A 22222-nucleotide genomic window follows, 5' to 3' on the forward strand; every position below is an offset into this window, starting at 1 on the left:
GACGAAAAGACAGGAACTTTACCTATTTTGGCAGGTAATAAATTATGAATAGGTAAAGTTTCTCGTTTACAGTACAAATCCACTGAACATGCATGTACGGTCGGTTGTTAATTTGGCTAAAACATCATGAAAAAACTGAAATAATAGCTATTTTAGTAATTCCGGATGACCCGGAACAGTATTTGATAAGCAATTGCAAACACAGTTAGCTGATGAGTATGGATTCAAAATTTTCACCCAGAATAAAAGACGTCCTTTCTTACAGCCGCGAAGAAGCCATCCGGTTGGGGAATGATCATATTGGTACGGAACACCTTTTCCTTGGGATTCTCCGGGATGGTGAAGGCGTAGCCATTGATATCATGACCCAGCTGGGAATTGATTTTTCCGGCATTAAAAAGGATGTGGAAAAAGCAGTTATTAATGACAAACCTTTAGAACCTGACGCATCGGTGCCGTTGATGAAAAGCACGGAAAAGGTTCTCAAGATAGTGTACCTCGAAGCGCGCTCACTCAACGAACAGACCATTAGTACCGGACATTTGCTCCTGGCTATTCTGAAAGACCAGAATAGTCTGGTGAGTCAACTGTTTAACGACTATGGACTTGGTTACGATGACGTTAAGACGGAATTGGAGCACCTTTCGAAAACAGAAAACAAATCCGACTTTCCGGAAGATAGTGATGACCAGGATGAAATGTATGGTGGTCGTGGTAGCGGAAGCGGTGCAGGTGGTTCGGGAAGTGCCAAAGGTTCTTCGCCCAAAACAGAAACACCCGTACTCGATAATTTCGGCATTGATATTACCAAAGCAGCGGTTGAAGGAAGTCTTGACCCGATTGTTGGCCGTCAGAAAGAAATTGAACGGATTGCCCAGGTGCTGAGTCGTCGTAAAAAGAACAACCCGGTACTGATTGGTGAACCAGGCGTTGGTAAATCTGCTATTGTAGAAGGTTTGGCGTTGCGCATTGCTCAGAAGAAAGTTTCCCGTGTGCTGTTTGACAAGCGCGTGGTTAGCCTCGATTTGGCTTCAATCGTAGCTGGCACCAAATATCGCGGTCAGTTCGAGGAGCGAATGAAAGCAATCCTGAATGAACTGTCGAAAGTGGACAACGTGATTCTTTTCATCGATGAGATTCACACCATCGTTGGTGCCGGCGGAGCAACCGGTTCACTGGATGCAGCCAACATGCTGAAACCGGCCTTGGCACGTGGTGATATTCAATGTATCGGCGCCACCACACTTGATGAGTACCGTCAACACATCGAAAAAGACGGTGCACTGGAACGTCGTTTCCAGAAAGTGATGGTTGAGCCAACCAGCATCGAAGAAACCATCGAGATTCTTAATAATATTAAAGAACGCTACGAGGATCACCACAACGTAATGTACACCCCGGAAGCAATTGACGCCTGCGTCAAGCTGACGACCCGTTACATTACCGACCGGCATCTTCCCGATAAGGCGATTGATGCGCTGGACGAATCGGGTTCCCGCGTTCATATTTCCAACATTACGGTTCCTGACCGGATTGTGAAGTTAGAAGAGGAAATTGAAGATACCCGGAATGAAAAGATTCAGGCGGTAAAAAGCCAGAATTTTGAATTGGCTGCCAGCTTCCGTGACAAGGAGAAAAACCTGCTTGCCAACCTCGACAAAGAGAAGGAAGATTGGGAAAAAGAGCTGGAAAGTCATCGTGAAACCGTTGGTGAAGAACAAGTTGCCGATGTTGTTTCCATGATGTCGGGTATTCCGGTACAGCGTATCGCTGAAGCGGAAGGTAAAAAGCTGAAAAACATGCTGGCCGACCTGAAAGCGAATGTGATTGGCCAGGATGAAGCGCTGACGAAGATTACAAAAGCGATTCAGCGTAACCGTGCCGGACTGAAAGATCCGAATAAACCGATTGGTACCTTCATATTCTTAGGTCCAACCGGTGTAGGTAAAACCCAGTTGGCAAAGGTTTTGGCTGAATACCTGTTCGATACAACCGAAGCGTTGATTCGTATCGACATGAGCGAATACATGGAGAAATTCTCCGTTTCGCGTCTGGTTGGTGCTCCTCCCGGATATGTCGGTTACGAAGAAGGTGGACAGCTGACCGAGAAAGTCAGAAGGAAGCCCTACGCGGTAGTATTGCTCGACGAAATCGAGAAAGCACATCCTGATGTGTTCAATCTGTTGCTTCAGGTATTGGACGAAGGACGCTTAACCGATAGTTTAGGCCGCAAAATCGATTTCCGGAATACGATTATCATCATGACATCGAATATCGGAACCCGCCAGTTAAAAGACTTCGGTCAGGGACTGGGTTTCAATATCAGGAAGTCGCCGGAAGAAGAAAACGAGCACGCCAAATACATCATTCAGAAAGCGCTGAAACGTGCGTTTGCACCTGAATTCCTGAATCGTGTGGATGATGTGGTACTCTTTAACACCTTGTCGAAAGAGCACATTAGTAAGATTATCGACATTGAGCTGAAAGGATTGTACGAGCGTGTAGAGGCACTGAATTACAAGCTTAAAATCACCGCGAAAGCGAAAGATTTTATTGCAGGAAAAGGTTTCGACCCGCAGTTTGGTGCTCGTCCGTTGAAACGGGCTATTCAGAAATACCTGGAAGATGAAATGGCCGAAGCCATTATTCAGAACCGGATTGAAGATGGCTCGACAATAACGATTGATTACAACACCAAAGAAGATAAGATGGTGGTGAAAATTGTTTCTCCGACAGAACCACCCAAGGCTTTGGAAAATAATAATAACAACTAAAAAAAGCGGTCCTTTCGGGGGCCGCTTTTCTTTACATCAATTTATTTACCACGATTACTTCTTATCAAGCTTTTTGGCCTCTTCCCAGTAATGATCCATCTCTTCCAGGCTCATATCATGAAGTGAGCGCCCGTTTCCCAGTGTTTTTTCTTCCAAATAATTGAAACGACGAATGAATTTCCGGTTAGTTCGTTCCAGCGCTGTTTCCGGATCGATATCGTACAACCGTGCGGCATTGACCAGCGAGAAAAGCAAATCACCAAATTCCTGTTCCAGCTTTGCCTGATCATTTGCTCTCATTTCGTGTTCAACTTCCGACAACTCTTCTTTCACCTTGTCCCAAACCTGTTCGCGTTCTTCCCAGTCGAAGCCTACTCCCCTCACCTTTTCCTGAATACGATTGGCTTTTATCAATGCTGGAAGCGAAGCCGGCACACCTTCCAATACTTTCTTTTTGCGCCCTTTCTCTTTTAATTTGAGCGCTTCCCAGTTCTCTTCTACCTCGGAAGCATCTGCCACTGAAACATCGCCAAATACGTGCGGATGACGGTAAATCAGCTTTTCGTTAAGCGAGTTGATCACGTCTTCGATGTCAAACGCTTCCATCTCGTCACCGATTTTGGCATAAAAAACGATGTGCAGTAGAATATCGCCTAATTCCTTTTTTATTTCCGCCATGTCGCGCTCAATGATGGCATCTCCCAGTTCGTATGTTTCTTCAATGGTCAACTTGCGAAGCGATTCAAGGGTTTGTTTGCGGTCCCACGGGCATTTCACCCTAAGCTCATCCATAATATCCAGCAACTTTCCGAAGGCCTCCAGCTGTTCTTTCTTCGCCATGTATTGATTATTTTTTGGTAATAAAATTCATTTTCTCTGAACCAATTCGGCTTTCCCGAGTTTTGATTTGCGAACGAAGTTAACAAATTCTTGTGTAGGGGTAATCTGTCGGGCCGTTACCTTAGCAACACGAAAAAAAGTGTTTATTTTGTAGTGCCTTTCAGGAAGGTGATAATAACTGTTTATGATCGAAAAGATTTTTGAACTCGAAGGCGTAGAACATACTTCTTTCTTTGGAGTAAGGAACAGTAAAATTGAGCTGATAAAATCCTACTTCCCAAAACTCATCATCACGGCCCGTGGACACAGTGTTAAAGTAAAAGGTGACCCCACGGAAATAGAAGAGTTTACCACCAAATTTCAGCTGATTCTTGACCATTACTACCACTACAATTCATTGTCGGAAGAAAGCATTCATCAAATTATGATGGATGCCGTGAAGACGATTGAGCAACAATTTCCCGGTCAGGAAGATATTTTGCTTTTTGGAAATTCCGGAAAACCCATCCGTGCCCGTACTCCCAATCAGCGAAAGCTGGTTGAAAAGGCAAAGAACGACGATTTGATTTTTGCCATCGGACCGGCTGGTTCAGGAAAAACCTACACCGCTATTGCTTTGGCTGTCCGTGCGTTGAAAAATCGTGAAATTAAACGGATTATTTTGAGTCGTCCGGCAGTGGAAGCCGGTGAGAATCTGGGTTTCCTACCGGGAGATTTGAAGGAGAAAATCGACCCGTATCTGCAACCGTTGTACGATGCGCTGCTCGATATGATTCCTCCACGTAAGCTGGAAGAATTTCTGAAGGATGGAGTTATACAGATTGCACCACTGGCGTTTATGCGGGGACGAACGCTTAGCAATGCCTACGTCATTCTGGACGAAGCGCAAAACACTTCCATCCCACAGCTGAAAATGTTTTTGACCCGAATGGGACTGAATACCAAGTATGTTATTACCGGCGATATTACACAGATTGATTTACCGAAAAAGCAGCCGTCAGGTTTGATTACTGCGCTCCGGATTCTGAAGGATTTGGAGGGAATTTCCATCATCGAATTCGACAAGGGTGACATTATTCGGCACCGTTTGGTTCGCGATATCGTCGATGCATATGACCATTACGATAAGTCAAAATGAGTATTATAAAAACCGTAAAACTTAATCAACATGAGCAGTAAAGCCATTATTCAGACAGATTTTAATTTTCCAGGACAAAAAAGCGTGTACAAGGGAAAAGTACGCGATGTGTACAACATCAACGACGACCACCTCGTAATGATTGTATCCGATCGCATTTCTGCCTTCGATGTGGTGCTCCCTGAAGGCATTCCTTACAAAGGACAGGTTTTAAACCAGATTGCAGCCAAGTTTCTGGATGCGACTTCGGACATTGTTCCTAACTGGAAAATCGCTACTCCTGACCCAATGGTCACCATTGGACATATGTGCGAGCCTTTTAAAGTAGAGATGGTGATTCGTGGTTACCTAACTGGTCACGCCTGGCGCGAATTCCGCGATGGAAAGCGCTCGTTGTGCGGCGTTCCGCTCCCGGAAGGAATGAAAGAGAATCAGAAATTTGATCAACCGCTCCTCACTCCTACCACCAAAGCCGACGAAGGCCATGACGAAGATATTTCCCGTGAGGAAATTCTGGCCCAGGGACTGGTAAGCGAGGAAGACTACGTATTACTGGAGAAATACACACGCGAATTATTTCAGCGGGGAACGGAAATGGCGGCCGAAAAAGGATTGATTTTGGTGGATACCAAGTATGAATTCGGTAAGAAAAATGGAAAAATCTACCTGATCGACGAGATTAATACGCCTGATTCATCGCGCTATTTCTATGCCGATGGATACGAAGAAAGACTGGCCAAAGGCGAAAAACAGAAGCAGCTATCAAAAGAATTTGTACGCCAGTGGCTGATAGAAAATGGTTTCCAGGGACAAGAAGGCCAAAAAGTACCGGAAATGAATGAAGATTTCGTTAACCAGGTTTCTGAGCGTTACATTGAGTTGTTTGAAAAAATCACCGGCGACAAATTTCAGAAAGCTGAAGCCAGCGATGTTGCAGCTCGTATTGAAGAAAATGTAACGAACTACATTAAGCAGAATCTTTGATAATTTCCATCATTAACTAATGATTTAGTTGATGGGTATTCATTAAAATAAATCAGATGAAAAAAACCATCCTCCTCAGCCTGTTTCTGGCTTTTGCCACATTGGCTTTCGCCGATGGAAAAGGAACAAAGGTAGAAACGGGACAACCGGTTCCTGAATTCAAATTTCACGATCAAAACGGGAAAAAGGTCTCCATTGCTGATTTCAAAGGTAAGGTGGTCGTAATTGATTTTTTTGCCACCTGGTGTCCGCCTTGTCGGAAAGAGCTTCCTGAAGTTCAGACAAAAATATGGGACAAATACAAGGACAATCCCAATTTTGCCCTGTTTGTTTTCGGTCGTGAGCAGAAAGCGACGGAACTGGATAAATTCAAGAAGGAGAATCACTACACCTTCCCCATCATTCCTGATGAAAAGCGGAAAATCTTTAGCTTGTTTGCCGATCAGTACATTCCCCGCACCTTCGTTATCGACCAAGCCGGGAAAATTATTTTTGATTCTGTCGGCTATAGCCAGAAAGATTTTCAAAAACTGCTGAATGTATTGGCGAAGAACATTCAGTAATAACACCATTACAAGATAAGCCGGGGGAATCGATTGATTCCCCTTTTTTTGTTCGTTATTTTGTCGAGACTCCCCTTTTGTCTACATTTATTTTTATTTAACAGGAATAAATGGCGGAAAGCAATGACATCCATCGGCTTCGGGAACGTGTAGCTGAATTGGAAAACAGAGTAAAAGAACTGGAGAAGATTCATGACCTGACTGGAACCGGGTATTTCAAAGATGACGGTTCCAAAGGATATTGGTCGGATGAATTGCTGAAAATCACCGGGTATCAGCGTGGAGAAACAGACGAACGGTTCTACTCTTTCCTTGACACCGTTGTGCATCCGGAGGATTTGGAGTACATCGACCGCCAGCACACGGCGCTAACGCCCGGAACGAACCGGATTCTCAACTACCGTATCGTCAGAAAAGACAGAAGTATTCTGCTGGTTCAGGAAAATGTCCGGCTGGATGTTACTCCTGATAAGCAGAGAATAATAACCGGTGCCATCAGGGACATTTCCGACATTTTTACCGTTGATGCAACGCAGAAAGAAAACCGTACCTCCTATCGTGCATTGATTAATGGCGCCAACGACCGGATTGCTTTACTGAAGGAAGACCAGACAAAAGTACTGGTGAATACGGCCTACTACCAATCGCTGGGCTTTGACGAGTCAGACCAACAGGAGTTGCTGGAGCGCAACCTGGTTTCCCCGGAAGACAAAATGGCTTATGACGATGCGATTTGTCAGGCGTTGACCTCTGGCAGTTCGGTTGCCGAATACCGCGTGCTCGCTCGCAATGGTTCTGTTCACCATATGGACACCCGCTTTACCCGAATTTGGTCCGATAACGGGACGACGCCTTATATTCTCCAGATTTCACGCGATGTCAGCTCTTTGAAAAAAGCGGAAGAAAAACAATCGGAAAGCGAAAAAAAATTCCGCCAGTTATTCGAAATGTCTAACGACGCTATTCTTTTATTAAAGGAGTCGGGCGAGATAGTGGATTGTAACCGCAAAACTAACGATCTCTTTGAAATGGAACGTGAGGCGTTAATCGGGCGTTTCCCCTGGGAATTATCACCTGAAACGCAACCCGATGGAGCACTTTCCAGGGAAAAAGCACTGAACATTTTCCAAGACGCTTTATCCGGAAAGAAACCGGTATTCAGGTGGGAACATCTGAGTCATAAAGGGTATTTGTTTGATGCTGAAATTCAAATCACTGCCATTCAGGTTAATAATCAAAAACTTCTGCTGAGCAACCTGCGGGATATCACCAAACAAAACCTGGCCGAAAGCGCGCTGCTCGAATCAGAGCAGAAATTCCGTAAGTTCTTCGATACCAGCTTGCTTGGAAACATCATCGCTTTAGCTGATCATTCTTTTGCAGAAGTTAATGATAAGGCTTGTACGATGCTGGGATATTCGCAGGCAGAATTCAAGGTGATGAACTGGAACCAGATCATTCATCCCGATGATCATTCAGAACTGCTTTTCGAAGTTGGACAAATTTTTCAGGGAAAGAAAAAAGAAATCACCCGCGAAGTAAGGCTCGAGCGCAAGAATGGTCATCTGTTATTTGGACTTGTGGCAATAACGCCGCTCAGGAACGACGCCGGACATGTATACGCCATTCTTACTTCATTACTCGATATCACCGACAGGAAATTAGCTGAAAACGCTTTAAAACAAAGTCAGAATCGGCTTTCATCAATCTTTGAAAATGCTCCGTTGGGTATCATTATCCTCGACGGTGACGGCAAGCTTTTCATGTGGAATGAGCGGTTTGTCAGCATTCTGAATGCCCGCGGTGAACGAATTGACATGAATTACATTGCCCGGCACATGCACCCCGATGACGTGAACGATGCCCGGGAGGCATTGAAACGGTTAATTGTCGGCCGGACAGATTCGCTCGTGATGACCAAAGCTTACCGATTGGATAATTCTGAAACCTTATGGCTGAAAGTAACCGCTTCTTCCATTAAATCCGATAGCAATGACGTTCAGTATATCGTGTGCATGATTGAGGATATCACCACACAGACTTCCATTAGTGAATCGCTGAAAGCCAGCGAACAGCGATTCCGGTCCTTATTTTCGCATATGCGCAACGGCTTTATGATCATCGATGTAATAAAAGATGAAAATGATCGCATTGTAAATTTTCAGTTTGCTGAAGTTAACGAAGCGATTGAAGAAGTAACCGGCATTTCCCGAACTCAGTATGCCGCCAAACTTGCTTCCACTTTGATGGGAAGGCAGTCGCGCTATTGGTTTCCGTATATCGAAGAAATACTGAAGAGTCAATCGGTTATCCGTGAAGAATTCTTCATTAAAGATACGGGGCGATACCTCGAAATCACAGCTTATCCTTTGCAGGGAAATCAAATTGCAGCGATACTGGAAGACGTAAGTGAGCGAAAAATGACCGAAACTTCGCTCATGGTTAACGAGCAAAAGTTCCGAAGCCTGGCCGAAAATAATCAGGATGCCATTATTCGCTACGATAGTCATCAATGGGTAACGTACCTGAACCGGCAAGCAGAAGAGCTTTTTCAGGTCCGGCTGATTGATATCATGAGTCAACCACTTCCTGAGAAAGTATGGAAGAAAAGCCAGCGGAAAAAATGGCAGGAAACGCTTGATTATGTTTTAAAATCCGGCGAATCGAAACACATCGAGACGCACCACAAAAGAAAAGGGAAACAGGTCATCATGCTCTGGCGCCTCACGCCCGAGTTTTCGACGAACAACAAGATCATTTCCATTCTCGCCGTATCGCGGGATGTTACGCTCATGAAAGAGGCGCAACAGCAACTGTTGGTGGCCAAGGAAAAAGCGGAGGAGAGCGACAAATTGAAATCGGCATTCCTGGCTAACATGTCCCATGAAATCAGGACTCCGCTGAACGGAATAATGGGCTTCGCCGAGCTGCTGAAACTGTCGAATATTGGTGAGGATGAAAAACAGGACTTCCTGGAAAACATCACGCAAAGCGGATATAAACTGCTCACGATTATTAATGACATCCTCGACCTGTCGAAGATTGAAGCCGGCCAGATTAATATTGTTCGCAATCGTTTTTCGGTTAACCGGATGCTGAATGACCTGTACAAACTCTTTCAGCCGAAGCTCAGTCTTTCGAATTCGAAGGTGAGTATGTCAGTTACGACTACATTGGAGGACAACGAAAGCTTTATTTACAGCGACGAAGGCCGATTGCGACAAATCATCATCAACCTGGTTGACAATGCACTTAAATTTACCGAAGAAGGTGAGATTGAATTTGGTTACGAAATTATCGACCATTCGCAGATTCGCTTTCTCGTTAAGGATTCGGGAATTGGAATTCCTGATGATAAACGCCAGGCCATTTTCGAACGATTTAGACAAGCGCAGGACACGCACCTAAACAAATACGGAGGCACTGGCCTGGGATTGTCTATCGCGAAAGGTTTTGCAGAGCTACTCGGTGGAACTATCGATTTTACTTCGGAAGTTGGTAAAGGCACCACTTTCTATCTAACACTTCCCTTCCCTGCCGGTTCGGATCACAAACCCGAAAATACCTCACCTGATGAGTTAGCTTTTGACCCGGAAATGTACGACTGGACCGGTAAGAAAATTCTGTTGATTGACGACGATCGGAGTAATTTCTTCCTGTTGAGAAGACTACTTAAAGAGACAGGATGTAAAGTTGATTTTGCTCAAAATGCAAGCGAAGGGTTAGACAATTTAATAAATAACGAATATTCGACTATACTAATGGACATTCGTCTGCCTGACATCAACGGGTTTGATTTGACAAAAAAGCTAAGAAAAGAACAGAACGATATTCCGATTATTTTCCAAACGGCTAATGCCATGGAGCAGGATCGGAAGAAGGCATTTGAAGTGGGTGCCGATGATTTCCTTTCCAAGCCACTCGATTTCGAAGATCTGTTTCATGTGCTCGAGAAATTTCTGCAATAAAAAAAGGGCACTCTAAACTGAATGCCCTCTTTTCTATCTAAATGTAAGTTTTATTCTTTGCTATCATCAGCTTCTTCCGAAGTTTCGCTTTCTTCTGACTCTTCTTCGTCTTCGTCGTTAAGCAGCTCCTTTTCCTGAAGCAGATTATACCACTGAATCACTTTCCGGATATCGGAAATGTAAACCTGGTCGCGATCATACTCAGGCAAAACTTCACCAAAATAATTGGTAAGCTCTTCGGTTGATGCCTTATGGCTGATGGCCTTTCCACCATCTTCCTTCTCCATGATGTTTTTGAAGACTTCTTTCAACGGAACATCTTCCTGCGAAGTATAAATGGCAATATCTTCCAGCGAGCTGATTTTAGAGCTGGCAAATGCCGGCATCTTTTTACCGTTCAGCAACGATTCTACGATGATGTTATTCTTTCCTTCGGATACTACTTTAAAAAGTCCGGGCTGACCGGAAATCGCCAAAATTCCTTTTAACATATGCTTCGTTTCTTATTTTTTGGTGCACGAATATAGTAAATAAATTGGCGCAAAACGTTGACACCTGTTCAGTGGATTCAATCCGGAACGTATTTTTTCCAACATCCCGGACTGAATCCTTTTAGATATTATCAGAGATCGATTTGCTGCATAATTCCAAAGCGAATCCATCGACCTGGCTGTACCAGATTTCCGAAATCGTAATAGGTTCTATCCAACAGATTGGAAACTCCCATGTAGATATTCGTTCCTTTTTTCTTCCAATACAAACGGGCGTCAGCTAACCAGAATGGCTTGTAATCTACCTCTTGTCCATAGCCGGTTCCGGTCCATTGGGTGTAAGCGCCGTTTCTATCCTGATAAGAGAACTGCCAGTTGGCACCGAAATGATTCCAGATAGCATGCGAAATACCGATATCGAGCTTGTTCTTCATGTAATCGAGCACATAGCGCGACGCATAAATCCCACTCTGCTTGTTCTGGTTCATCCAGGCGTACGATACTTCCACATAGTGCAGGAACGTTTTCTGTCCAAGCAGCTGGTCCAGACTGACGCGCGCCGAAAACTCAATTCCGTCGGTATTTATTTTCGTCAGGTTCTCGGCGTGCCACACCGTCTCATTGGGTTGATGAACCCAGTCGATCATGTTCTTTCCCCAGCGATGAAACCAGGAAACGTGCCCTATCAGACCTTTCTGTTCCAATTTGATACCTGATTCCAGAGTGGTTGCTTCTTCCGGTTTTAAATCCGGATTTCCGACATTCGTCGGACTACTGTAATACAAATCGGTAAAGGTTGGCATACGCAGTGACTTATTCACCGATGCATACCAGCGGGCTATCTTGCTGAAATTCCAACTGATATCAGCTCCGGGGTACAAATTCCATTTCATCCCCAGCTGCGAGTTCCAGTTGGTCATCAGTCCGGCCGAGAACATCCAGTTTTTCAAGTAAACCGAATGCTCCAGAAATATACTGAAGTTGGTCCGGGAATCTGATTTCGTAAACTGAATTCCATCTTCTCCCGGAACATTAATTGGCTTGTCCATTTCTTTTCCCAACACGGTACTCCAGATGTTTTCACTCCGGAAATCGGAACCAAACGCTGTTTTCCCTAACGGTGAAGTAAACCAGGCATTCAGATTCGTTCCGTACACATCGGTCAGATGATAATTGTGCTGTGTGTACCACGAAGGCGCATCGACCATACCACGGAACAGTTCAAACTTGTCCTGGTTCCGCCGCCAGTAAACCGATGGCGTGAAATGCACAACCTTTCCGGTCTCCATTTTAGCTGACGCGAAAGTAGTTTTGATACGCTCGTACTGATTGGGAAATGCAGGCGTATAGAAGCTGTTCGCTCCAAATCCCCGGTTGGTATAACCAGTCTGGATTTCCAGGTTGCCTGCATTGGTCATGATTTTCCCCTCGTAGAATCCTTCACCGATGTTGAAATCCGTGTTGCTAATGTAACCATCGGATTTCCGGTAATCAGCTGCCACGAAGTTTTTCATGTGTTTCGAAACCCAGGTACCCGACAAACCGGCATTATAATAGCCGTGCTGTCCGCCTGCTGCGCGTACTTTTACATTCGAATGGTCACTGGTTCCGGTAATGATGTTGATGGCTCCGCTGAAGGCGTTGGGTCCGTATACCCGGGACGCGGGTCCTTCGAGGATTTCGATGCGCTCTACTGCATCGAGGCTGATGGGGAGATTTAAATTGTGGTGACCCGTTTGTGGGTCGGTGATGTTGATGCCGTTGAGAAGAATTAAAACCTGGTCGAAAGAACCGCCGCGGATACTGACATCGGCCTGGACGCCGAAATTGCCGCGTTGTCGTACATCAACATTTAGGGCATACTCTAAAAGGTCCTGAATACTCTGAACCGGAGCAGCCTCAATCTCGTCCTTCCCGATAACGGTAACGACACGAGCCACCTGCGAGAAGGTTACAGGGGCACGTTGCGCACTCACCACAACCTCGCCGACCGGATGGGTATCCTTTGTCAGGTCAAGGGTGTCGCGGCGGGCATCCATGAGGTTGGTTGCTGCGTTCGAGGGTAAGGCGTGCAGGAGATACATCACTCCCAGCGAGCCAATGCGCACCACTTTGTGCAGGCTGCTGAAGACGGAGTACCCTTTCCGGCCCCACTTTTTGAACGTCACCACTTCGGATGCCTGGCGCTTGCCAGTTGTTTTGTTCATAAAATGATTATTTAAGTTAAAATGAAACGGCGCAAAGTTAGGCAATCATTTCTTTTATTACTTTCATTTTTGGATCTTAGTACCTGTTACTGACTGAAACTAACACAAACTGATACGACTAGGTAATGAAAACTAACCGAAGAAATTTTTTCCGCCTTGCGGGAATAACCAGTGCCGGCATCCTTTCCGGCGGAATGGCTTCCTGCCAGCAAGAAACCCAAAACACAACTCCAATAAGTTCTCTTCCCGAAATTGAAGAGGCTGTCAACAAGAAACATACACAGCGATTTAATATGTCGGGGTATGCCGCTCCGAAGGTGGAGAAGGTGCGCGTCGGATTTATCGGTCTTGGCGATCGCGGTTCCGGCGCTGTTGTCAGAATGGCCCACATTGATGGGGTTGAAATCAAAGCGCTTTGCGACAAACGACCTGCAGCAGTTGAAGCTTCCCAAAAGACGCTTGTTGAGATGGGGCTTCCGGAAGCAACAACCTATACCGGCGATGAATCGGCATGGAAAGAGCTATGCCAACGCGATGATTTAGACTTGGTATACATCTGCACACCGTGGAGCTGGCATACGCCGATGTCGATTTATGCCATGGAAAACGGCAAACATGCGGCAACGGAAGTTCCTGCTGCAACCACAGTTGACGAAGCCTGGCAACTGGTTGAAACTTCGGAAAGAACAAAGAAGCATTGCATGATGCTGGAAAACTGTTGTTACGACTTCTTCGAGTTGCTTACGCTGAATATGGCCCGGCAAGGTTATTTCGGTGACATTGTGCATGCCGAAGGAGCTTATCTGCATACCTTACTCGGAATGAATTTCGCCAAGCCACAGGACAATAAGCAATCCGACGGAGCCTATACCGATATGTGGCGATTGAAGGAAAATTTCCGGAATGGAAACCTTTATCCTACTCATGGTTTGGGCCCGGTTTGTCAGGTGATGAATGTCAATCGCGGTGATAAGATGGAATACCTAACAGCCATGCAAACCAACGATTTTCAGATGGCCCAGATGGCCAACGAATTAGCAAAAGAGGATTCGTTTTATGAAGAGTTTGCAAGGAAACAATACCGGGGAAACCACAATACCACATCGATACGAACGGCTAAAGGAAGGACCATAACCGTAAAACACGATGTAACCTCTACCCGTCCCTATTCCCGTATTCACCAGATTACAGGAACAAAAGCCACTGCTCAAAAATGGCCGTCTCCTCAGCGAATTTCCATTGAACATCGCTGGGCTTCGCCCGAAGAATTCAAAAAGTTTGAAGATCAATATACACCGGAAATTGTAAAAAGAGTTGGTGAAATGGCGAAAGAAGTTGGTGGACATGGCGGCATGGATTTCATTATGGACTGGCGATTGATAGATTGTTTGCGCAATGGCTTGCCACTGGATCAAGACGTATACGACGCTGCGTTGTGGAGCGTTGTAGCACCATTGAGCGAATGGTCGGTTGCGAACCGTTCAAACTCCATTGAAGTTCCCGATTTTACCTGTGGTTCGTGGGAAAAGAATACTCCGGTTGACCTTTCGATGAAAGAAGGAGGTAATACACGGGTTGTTAATCCTGAAAAAGCTGACAAAACAAAGCAACTACAAGTGTAGTCCGGAGATAAAAAAGGTCTGCTTCCCCTCGGAAACAGACCTTTTAATCTATGAAAGGACATAATTACACTGTTGTCTTATCTTCGGGCTCCCATAAATATTAGTATATAATAAATAAGGGTGGCCAACGACGCCAGAGCTGCAACTACATAAGTGTATGCGGCCCACTTTAAGGCGTCAAAAGCTTTTTCCTGTGTCTGAACGGTTGTAATCCCGGTTGTTTTCAACCAGGCCAAAGCGCGACTACTGGCATTAATTTCTACCGGAAGGGTAATGAAACTAAACAACGTAGTCAGTCCAAACAGGATGATACCGATCAGCATAATAGCCGGGAAACGCTGAACAGTAAAAATACCGGCCAGCAAAATCCACATAGTATATTTCGACGTGGCGCTCACAATCGGGACTAATTTTGAGCGTAAGCCCAACCACTCGTAAGCTCTGGCGTGTTGGACCGCGTGTCCACATTCGTGAGCTGCGATGGCTGCAGCTGCAATACTATGACCGTAATACACGTCACGGCTCAGATTAATTGTTTTATTGGCAGGATTATAATGGTCGCTTAGCTGACCTGAAACGGTTCCAATTCTTACGCCTTGAATTCCATGATCCCGCAACATCTGCTCAGCCACATCGCGTCCGCTCATTCCGTTGGCTGTTGGAATCTTGCTGTATTCTTTGAAGCGGCTTTTCAGCTGGTAACTTACCAACCAGCTCAATAGAGCAAAACCGATGAAAATAATCCAAATCATATCTTTTTGTTTTTAGTTTTCCACGTTTGTCATAACATCGTGAGATAAACAAATGCCCTGCCAAATTATAAATCCGGACCGATTGGCAGCGTTCAAATTATCTTAAATTTTCTTAATACTGTCACGTTTTCCCGGTAAGGTTCATCATATTTGTATCATCAAAATAGAAATGAACCATGAAACACCTCGTTACCATATTTGCCGTTTTAACATTATTTCTTTCCAACGCTTTCGCTGAAACTCCTTCCAATGACAATATTCAATTTCTGAAAGATGGAGTATCATTCAGTCTTCCAGCCGACTGGAAGATTATTTCGGATGAACCCGTAGGTAAAGACGGACACTATTTTTCGGCCGAGCATAACACAGAAGATGCCACGGGTGTGATTACCGTTACCTGGCTAAATGCGCATATCGAACCGGATGTGGTGATTGACTCGCACAAAAAGAACATGCGGGCCGCCGATATTTACCAGCAGCCGGGTATTGAATTTACTGCCATCGAGCCTGTCACTTTTGCCGGACGGAAAGCTTACCGGTCGAAATATGCCACGTTGGTTAACGGTGACAAAATGGAGGGTGAAATTATCTGTCTGAATTGCGAAGGAAAAACCATTAGCTTATTCATGCAGAGCGGACTGGATGACAAAAAGGCAACTGAAGCAGCATTTCTGCAGTTGGAACAGACTTTTGGTTGCCGCGAAGAATAATTGTTGTTTTCGTAAAATCAACTTTCAGCTTTTTTTCTATTTTTAGAAACGAACACCGACCTTTCGTTTACAACCCATGAGCCGACTGGATTCCAGACACAAAACCATTTTTTACCATTAAGAATGAGGAGGAGTTATGGAAACAGTGTGGGATTACCATCCAACAGCCGCCGAAATTGAAGAGCTCTCGCTGGTATCGCAAGAGGAATATATGCAGGTTAACCACGAAACAGTCAACCTCGACCTTTTTCTACTATTCAGCCACCGGAAAGAAAATGAGAAGGCAGCGGTTTATTTTAACCGGTTAAGCGAAGAAACCAAACAGCCCTTTATTACGCAAAGTGATTTCGACTGCTAAATAAAGTTGTAACCTGGAGAGCGTTTTGAGAACAGCGGCCAAAGAAAAAGCCATTTACAGCGATAACCGATGTAAGTGGCTTTTTTCATGAGCGGCAAACGAGATTCGAACTCGCGACCCTCAGCTTGGGAAGCTGATGCTCTACCGACTGAGCTATTGCCGCTTTTAAAATGACCAGAGCAAATGTACTATTTTTTTCAGTTGTGGTTTTCCATTTTTTCCTAAAAATACTCCTACCCTGTTGGCATTTTTTTTTATTCTTATCTCAGAAAAAACGGTCAGCGCGGAACTTTCTTTCCTTGTTATACGAAAAAGTAATTATCATCATTTAACCATTCCTTTCTACATCTCCGTTCATCAAATATTGATATTGCCTTTTCAGGGAATTTCGAAACCTGCGATTTCCTGTTATACAATATGTTGTCAAACCGAATGAAAACTAGTACGTTCATAAAGAAACTATCCATTAAATAAGCAACTTATGATAATTGGATTACTGAAGGAGACCGGTTCAGAGAAACGGGTCGCCATGTTACCCGAAGTTGTTTCAGGCCTGATAGAACGAAAAGTGGAAATTTTCGTCGAGGAAGGGGCCGGTGAAACAGCTTACCAAAATGATGAAAGTTATAAAAAGGCTGGTGCCCAGGTTGTATCACGGAAAGAAGTCTTGGAAAAAGCCGAAGTCCTGATACAAATTCAACCTCCTGAGACCGATTTAGTTGAAAGTCTGAAAAAAGATCAAATCTGGATTAGCCAGTATAATCCGCTCTGGAATACCGATTTGGTGAAGGCTTTCATTTCGAAAGGAATGGTCAGCTTCAGTCTCGATTCGGTTCCCCGGATTACACGCGCCCAGGCGATGGACGTTTTGTCGTCGATGGCGACAGTTTCGGGTTACAAGGCTGTCTTGGAAGCTGCATCCCTCCTTCCCTCTTTTTTCCCGATGTTTATGACAGCTGCCGGAACCATCCGTCCGGCCAATGTATTGATTCTGGGCGCCGGCGTGGCCGGATTGCAGGCTATCGCCATTTCCCGTAAGTTGGGAGCCCAGGTTCAGGTTTTCGATGTGCGCTCAGCCGTTAAAGAGGAAGTTATGAGCCTCGGCGCTAAGTTCGTTGAAGTGGAAGGCGCCCGAGAGGATGCTGCGGCCGGCGGCTATGCGGTTGAACAGACCGAAGATTTCAAGAAACGGCAGCAGGAAGCCATTAACGAGAAAGTCATAAAAGCTGATGTCGTTATCGGGACGGCGCAAATTCCTGGTAAGAAAGCCCCGGTCTTAATTCCCAATGATGTGGTGGAAAAGATGAAGCCCGGATCGGTAATCATCGATTTGGCCGCTTCGACAGGTGGAAATTGTGAGCTTTCGAAAGATAACGAAATGGTCGAACATCATGGTGTGCGTATTGTGGGACAATCCAATTATCCCGCTCAAATGCCTACCGATGCCAGCAAAATGTTTGGTAAAAACCTCTCCAATTTTCTCGCTCTCCTGATTGATGAGGAAGGTCAGCTTCAGCTCGACTTTGAGGACGAGATTATTAAAGGAACGTGCATAACCCGTAATGGTGAAGTCATTAATGAGCGGGTTAAATCGATGTTAGACAGTAAAAACGAATGATATGGAACAAGTATTAGTTTATTTCTATACCTACAAAGAAGTCATCTTTGTCATCGCTCTATCTATTTTTCTTGGCATTGAAGTGATTTCGCATGTACCGTCGGTGTTGCATACGCCGCTCATGTCGGGTGCCAATGCCATTAGTGGTGTTATCATCATTGGGGGAATTATCCTGGTCGGTCATGCCGATACCAGCCATATTTCTACCGAACTGGTACTCGGCATTTTGGCCATCATTTTCGCCACGCTTAATGTGGCCGGAGGTTTTGTTGTGACGGACAGAATGCTGGAAATGTTTAAGAAGAAAAAGAAATAAACGAGCGATATGGATAAAATTATCGGAACACTCAACGGTACGCCCTTCACGATGGGCGAAACCCTGCTTCAGCTCAGCTATTTGCTGGCTGCACTCTTATTTGTTTATGGTTTGAAGCTCCTGAGCCATCCTGAAACGGCGCGCCGGGGGAACATCATTGCCGGAGCCGGTATGCTGCTGGCTATGATTGCAACCATGTTTCTACATAAAAATGCCGACGGACAAGGAATCGCATTAACAAACATCTGGATCATTATCGTATCGATTGGCGTTGGAACTGTCTTGGGCTGGTACATTGCCCGGACCGTAAAAATGACTGCCATGCCCCAACTGGTGTCGTTCTTCAATGCCACCGGAGGTTTGGCTTCGGCGCTGGTCGCTTTGCTCGAATTTCCTCATGCCGACATCACCGATGTGCGGCTTGTTCTGGTCACCCTTTTGGGACTGGTCATCGGTAGTATCGCCTTCAGCGGTTCGATGATTGCCTATGGTAAGCTAGACGGAAAAATCAAAGATATTCGCGCCGGCATCATGAAGTATGTCAACATTGCGCTGCTCATTTTTGTGGTAGCCATATTTGTTTACATGCTCGTATCCGGAAAAAGTACCGAAGAACTCAACTGGGAGCTTTATGTCCTGTTCGGGGTATCACTGCTTTACGGCGTTCTGTTTGTCATGCCGATTGGAGGTGCCGACATGCCGGTCGTTATTTCGCTATTGAACAGCTTTACTGGTATTGCTGCCGCTATGGCCGGTTTTATTTATAACAACCAGGCGATGATTCTGGGTGGTATTTTGGTTGGCTCAGCCGGAAGTATTCTGACCGTACTGATGTGTAACGCCATGAATCGCTCATTGCTCAATGTGATTGTCGGAGCTTTTGGTGGCGGTCCGTCTGCCGCACAGGCCGAAGGTGGCACGATGAAGGAAATTACGCTGAGCGATGCCTCCATCCTGTTAAGTTATTCGCAGAATGTGGTCATTATTCCTGGCTACGGATTAGCCGTTGCCCAGGCACAACATGTTTGTCACGAGCTTGACCAGTTATTGTCGTCGAAGGGAGTCAATGTGCGCTATGCTATTCACCCCGTGGCCGGTCGTATGCCCGGACACATGAATGTGCTGTTGGCGGAAGCGGATGTTCCTTACAGCCAGTTGGTGGAAATGGACGACATCAATCCGGATATGCCGAGCACTGATGTCGCGGTTGTAATTGGTGCCAATGATACAGTCAATCCGGCAGCACTGAACGATCCCGGCAGTCCCATCGCCGGAATGCCGATTATACACGCGCATGAGGCGAAGAATATTATTGTGATGAAGCGTGGACGAGGGAAAGGATATGCTGGAATTGAAAATCAGTTATTCTTTGGTGAGAAAACACGTCTGCTTTTCGGCAATGCCAAAGACTCGCTGCAGGCGCTGGTAAATGAGATCAAGAGTTTGTAATTAAAATGGTGATATGATAGTCCCCGGATTTGCGTTGAAGCTTATTCGGGGATTTTTTTATTCGTCAAACCACGGATCCATAAAAAGATTGGTATTAGCGTAGATGTCCAGGTTTTGGTACCGAAGGATTTCTTTCAGTTGACTTCGTAATATCTTTCCTTCCGGGAATTGATGATGATTCTCTTCCCAATCATTTAATTCATTGAGCGCTTCGCCGTAGCGCTGTTCTCCAATCAACTGAGAAATTCTTTCATACTTCTCCCGGTTAGTTTCTTTCGGATTCATCAAAAAACATTTTACGATGCACCGGCTTATCTTGCCGTACTGAAGACTTCAGGATTCCCTGATTAATCTGAAAAAGCTGAAAAGAGCCAACGTGTTTACGACGTTCTTCCGTCAACCAGTGAACGTGCTTTTGCAGAATTTCCAACACGTCTTCAGGCGAATCGAGCGAAATAATGACGGGAATAAAATATTGATTGATCCTTTTCAGGTTACCACCAAACTTTTTCGAAACAAGAACATCAACCTCTTCATCCCGGAATAAGCTTGTCAACAACCGGGCCTTTTCCGGGGAACCATGAGCGATACTATGCTGCGAATCCTTGGCAGGATTCAATATTTCCCGGTGGAAATTTATTTTGCCTTCACGAAAGTCATACAAAAGGTATTTATCCGCATCGCCAAAATGTTGGGGTTCAAAAATATGATCACTGTTCACAGCTAAAGCAAAACGCAAGTTCGATTTCATAAAGTCTGGTTTTTAGGTTGGAAATTTTGCAATATAAGCTCAAATCCAATTCAGGTCTTTGAAAGGAATCTTTTTAAAGATAACAAAGTGTATGAACATATGTTCCTTTAAGAAGAAAACCTTCCCAACATTTACATGCGGAAAACAGAAAGCCAGAAAAATAACCAAGGATACGATTAAAGGATACCAGACCAGGAACAGAATGTGTAGAAGATGATAGACAAGAAAAGTCTGCTGAATATTCAACAGACTTTTCTTTCAAGAGAGCCACTCATGGGACTCGAACCCACGACCTGCTCATTACGAATGAGCTGCTCTACCAGCTGAGCTAAAGTGGCGATTTTCGGGTGGCAAATTTAGTAAAATTGGCATTTACTACAATACTCCCCTACCCGAAAATAGATGTTTTTAGTCTTCCCAGTCGAGAATAATTTTTCCGCAGTTTCCTTCTTCCATGATTTCAAATGCTTTCTGGAATTCGGTGTAATGGAAACGGTGCGTAATAACCGGGGAAATATCGAGGCCCGAGAGCAACATTTTTTCCATTTTGTACCAGGTTTCATACATTTCCCGGCCATAAATTCCCTTCAGGGTTATTCCCTTAAAGATGACTTTATCCCATTCAATTTGCGTAGTATCAGGCAAGATTCCCAACAACGAAATTTTACTGCCATTGTACATGTGTTTAATCATGGTGTCAAAAGCAACTGGCGAACCGGAAACTTCCAGGCCAATATCGAAGCCGGATACCATGCCATGATCGTGCATCGTTTTTTCCAGGCTTTCTGTGCGTGGATCGATAATCTCGGTTGCACCCATTTTCATTGCCAACTCGCGCCGGTAAGGGCTCAGTTCAGTACCGATCACGTTTCGGGCACCAACAAACTTACTTACTGCGATGGCCATGCATCCAATGGGACCGCCAGCTCCGGTAACCAGAACATCTTCACCAATCAGTGGAAACGACAGTGCTGTATGCGTTGCGTTTCCTAGCGGATCCATAATTGATACAATCTCATCAGGAATCCGGGCATCAATTTTCAGCACGTTTTCCGAAGGAACAACAACGTATTCAGCAAATCCACCATCGCGATTCACACCGATTCCCACTGTATGGTCGCAAATGTGTTTCCGTCCGCGACGGCAGTTCCGACAATATCCGCAAGCGATGTGACCTTCGACTGTTACCCGCTCTCCAATTTCAAAATGAGTTACTTCATTGCCTTTATCTGCAATCACTCCAACATACTCATGCCCGATGGTCATGGGAGTTTTAATGGTCTTCTGCGCCCACGCATCCCACTTATATATATGTAAGTCGGTTCCGCAGACGGCCGACTTTTTTATTTTGACCAATACTTCGTTAACCCCCACTTCCGGGATGGCAACATCTTCGAGCCAAAGGCCCTTTTCCGGTTTGCTTTTTCTTATCGCTTTCATGAATTTCTTCTTTATCTGATGATTGACTTTTTTCTACCAGTCCGGACAGATTTTTGTAAATCCATTCGCGGAGACAAATTAAGTACCTCCTTTACAAAATAAGGCAATTTGCCGATCCAAATCGCTAATAAAAGTCATTTATTGAAAGCAATCACTCTGAAAAAAAATGAACAAACGACCGTAAATCGTTTGTATTCAAGATAAATTGGTCTTCTATACCACATATGCTGAAAAACATATC

The 22222-nt window shown here is 44.9% G+C and carries 18 protein-coding genes and 2 tRNA genes; 11 read left to right on the forward strand and 9 right to left on the reverse strand.

Annotated features, from left to right (window positions below; all coding sequences use genetic code 11):
- The first annotated feature begins 218 nt into the window (after window positions 1-218).
- Window positions 219-2774, forward strand: coding sequence for an ATP-dependent Clp protease ATP-binding subunit (locus tag AC060N_RS09855; RefSeq protein ID WP_479526992.1), 2556 nt, complete (start codon window positions 219-221; stop codon window positions 2772-2774).
- A gap of 54 nt (window positions 2775-2828) precedes the next feature.
- Here AC060N_RS09855 and mazG read toward each other — a convergent pair whose 3' ends face one another.
- Complete coding sequence (mazG, locus tag AC060N_RS09860) at window positions 2829-3614, reverse strand: nucleoside triphosphate pyrophosphohydrolase (protein WP_106542772.1); 786 nt, start codon at window positions 3612-3614, stop codon at window positions 2829-2831.
- A 184-nt stretch (window positions 3615-3798) separates the two neighbouring features.
- Between mazG and AC060N_RS09865 the strand changes: the two genes are divergently transcribed.
- From AC060N_RS09865 to AC060N_RS09880, 4 genes are all read left to right on the forward strand, one after another.
- Window positions 3799-4752, forward strand: coding sequence for a PhoH family protein (locus AC060N_RS09865; RefSeq protein WP_479526942.1), 954 nt, complete (start codon window positions 3799-3801; stop codon window positions 4750-4752).
- A 30-nt stretch (window positions 4753-4782) separates the two neighbouring features.
- On the forward strand, window positions 4783-5736 hold the full coding sequence (locus tag AC060N_RS09870) for a phosphoribosylaminoimidazolesuccinocarboxamide synthase (protein ID WP_479526943.1): 954 nt from the start codon (window positions 4783-4785) through the stop codon (window positions 5734-5736).
- A 56-nt stretch (window positions 5737-5792) separates the two neighbouring features.
- Entirely contained in the window at window positions 5793-6299 is a 507-nt protein-coding gene (locus AC060N_RS09875) for a TlpA family protein disulfide reductase (RefSeq protein WP_106542775.1), read from the forward strand.
- Window positions 6300-6409: 110 nt separating this feature from the next.
- The gene (locus tag AC060N_RS09880; protein WP_479526944.1) at window positions 6410-10267 is read left to right on the forward strand and encodes a PAS domain-containing hybrid sensor histidine kinase/response regulator; all 3858 of its coding nucleotides are present in this window, start codon (window positions 6410-6412) and stop codon (window positions 10265-10267) included.
- Between the two features lie 50 nt (window positions 10268-10317).
- Here the strand turns inward: AC060N_RS09880 and AC060N_RS09885 are convergent, their stop codons facing one another.
- Window positions 10318-10758: a DUF5606 family protein gene (locus AC060N_RS09885; RefSeq protein WP_106542777.1), complete on the reverse strand. Its 441-nt coding sequence runs from the start codon at window positions 10756-10758 to the stop codon at window positions 10318-10320.
- Window positions 10759-10889: 131 nt separating this feature from the next.
- Window positions 10890-12965, reverse strand: coding sequence for a TonB-dependent receptor plug domain-containing protein (locus AC060N_RS09890; RefSeq protein ID WP_479526945.1), 2076 nt, complete (start codon window positions 12963-12965; stop codon window positions 10890-10892).
- 125 nt (window positions 12966-13090) lie between these two features.
- On the opposite strand from AC060N_RS09890, the gene AC060N_RS09895 reads away from it, so the two are divergent.
- The gene (locus AC060N_RS09895) at window positions 13091-14587 is read left to right on the forward strand and encodes a Gfo/Idh/MocA family protein (RefSeq protein ID WP_479526946.1); all 1497 of its coding nucleotides are present in this window, start codon (window positions 13091-13093) and stop codon (window positions 14585-14587) included.
- A gap of 77 nt (window positions 14588-14664) precedes the next feature.
- Here the strand turns inward: AC060N_RS09895 and AC060N_RS09900 are convergent, their stop codons facing one another.
- Window positions 14665-15339, reverse strand: a complete 675-nt coding sequence (locus AC060N_RS09900; RefSeq protein WP_106542780.1) for a zinc metallopeptidase — start codon at window positions 15337-15339, stop codon at window positions 14665-14667.
- A 176-nt stretch (window positions 15340-15515) separates the two neighbouring features.
- On the opposite strand from AC060N_RS09900, the gene AC060N_RS09905 reads away from it, so the two are divergent.
- On the forward strand, window positions 15516-16049 hold the full coding sequence (locus tag AC060N_RS09905) for a DcrB/PsbP domain-containing protein (protein WP_479526947.1): 534 nt from the start codon (window positions 15516-15518) through the stop codon (window positions 16047-16049).
- A gap of 136 nt (window positions 16050-16185) precedes the next feature.
- Window positions 16186-16407: a hypothetical protein gene (locus tag AC060N_RS09910; RefSeq protein WP_463229252.1), complete on the forward strand. Its 222-nt coding sequence runs from the start codon at window positions 16186-16188 to the stop codon at window positions 16405-16407.
- A gap of 90 nt (window positions 16408-16497) precedes the next feature.
- Here AC060N_RS09910 and AC060N_RS09915 read toward each other — a convergent pair.
- Window positions 16498-16570, reverse strand: a tRNA-Gly gene (locus tag AC060N_RS09915).
- 318 nt (window positions 16571-16888) lie between these two features.
- On the opposite strand from AC060N_RS09915, the gene AC060N_RS09920 reads away from it, so the two are divergent.
- The 3 genes from AC060N_RS09920 to AC060N_RS09930 are packed head-to-tail and all read left to right on the forward strand — an operon-like array spanning window position 16889 to window position 19790.
- Entirely contained in the window at window positions 16889-18025 is a 1137-nt protein-coding gene (locus tag AC060N_RS09920) for a Re/Si-specific NAD(P)(+) transhydrogenase subunit alpha (RefSeq protein ID WP_479526948.1), read from the forward strand.
- Between the two features lies 1 nt (window position 18026).
- Window positions 18027-18341 (forward strand): NAD(P) transhydrogenase subunit alpha part 2, encoded by a 315-nt coding sequence (locus AC060N_RS09925; RefSeq protein ID WP_479526949.1) that lies wholly within the window; start codon window positions 18027-18029, stop codon window positions 18339-18341.
- A gap of 9 nt (window positions 18342-18350) precedes the next feature.
- The gene (locus AC060N_RS09930) at window positions 18351-19790 is read left to right on the forward strand and encodes an NAD(P)(+) transhydrogenase (Re/Si-specific) subunit beta (protein ID WP_479526950.1); all 1440 of its coding nucleotides are present in this window, start codon (window positions 18351-18353) and stop codon (window positions 19788-19790) included.
- 57 nt (window positions 19791-19847) lie between these two features.
- On the opposite strand, the gene AC060N_RS09935 is transcribed toward AC060N_RS09930, so the two are convergent.
- The 4 genes from AC060N_RS09935 to tdh all read right to left on the reverse strand — a co-directional run bounded on the left by AC060N_RS09935 (window position 19848) and on the right by tdh (window position 21981).
- Window positions 19848-20075: a hypothetical protein gene (locus AC060N_RS09935; RefSeq protein ID WP_479526951.1), complete on the reverse strand. Its 228-nt coding sequence runs from the start codon at window positions 20073-20075 to the stop codon at window positions 19848-19850.
- Window positions 20056-20541 (reverse strand): NifB/NifX family molybdenum-iron cluster-binding protein, encoded by a 486-nt coding sequence (locus AC060N_RS09940; protein WP_479526952.1) that lies wholly within the window; start codon window positions 20539-20541, stop codon window positions 20056-20058. Before AC060N_RS09940 ends, AC060N_RS09935 begins: the two co-directional genes overlap by 20 nt.
- A gap of 265 nt (window positions 20542-20806) precedes the next feature.
- Window positions 20807-20879: transfer RNA gene (locus AC060N_RS09945), tRNA-Thr, on the reverse strand.
- Window positions 20880-20949: 70 nt separating this feature from the next.
- Window positions 20950-21981 (reverse strand): L-threonine 3-dehydrogenase, encoded by a 1032-nt coding sequence (gene tdh, locus AC060N_RS09950; protein WP_479526953.1) that lies wholly within the window; start codon window positions 21979-21981, stop codon window positions 20950-20952.
- Window positions 21982-22222 lie beyond the last annotated feature (241 nt).

This window comes from Prolixibacter sp. DSM 2831 (assembly GCF_056493735.1).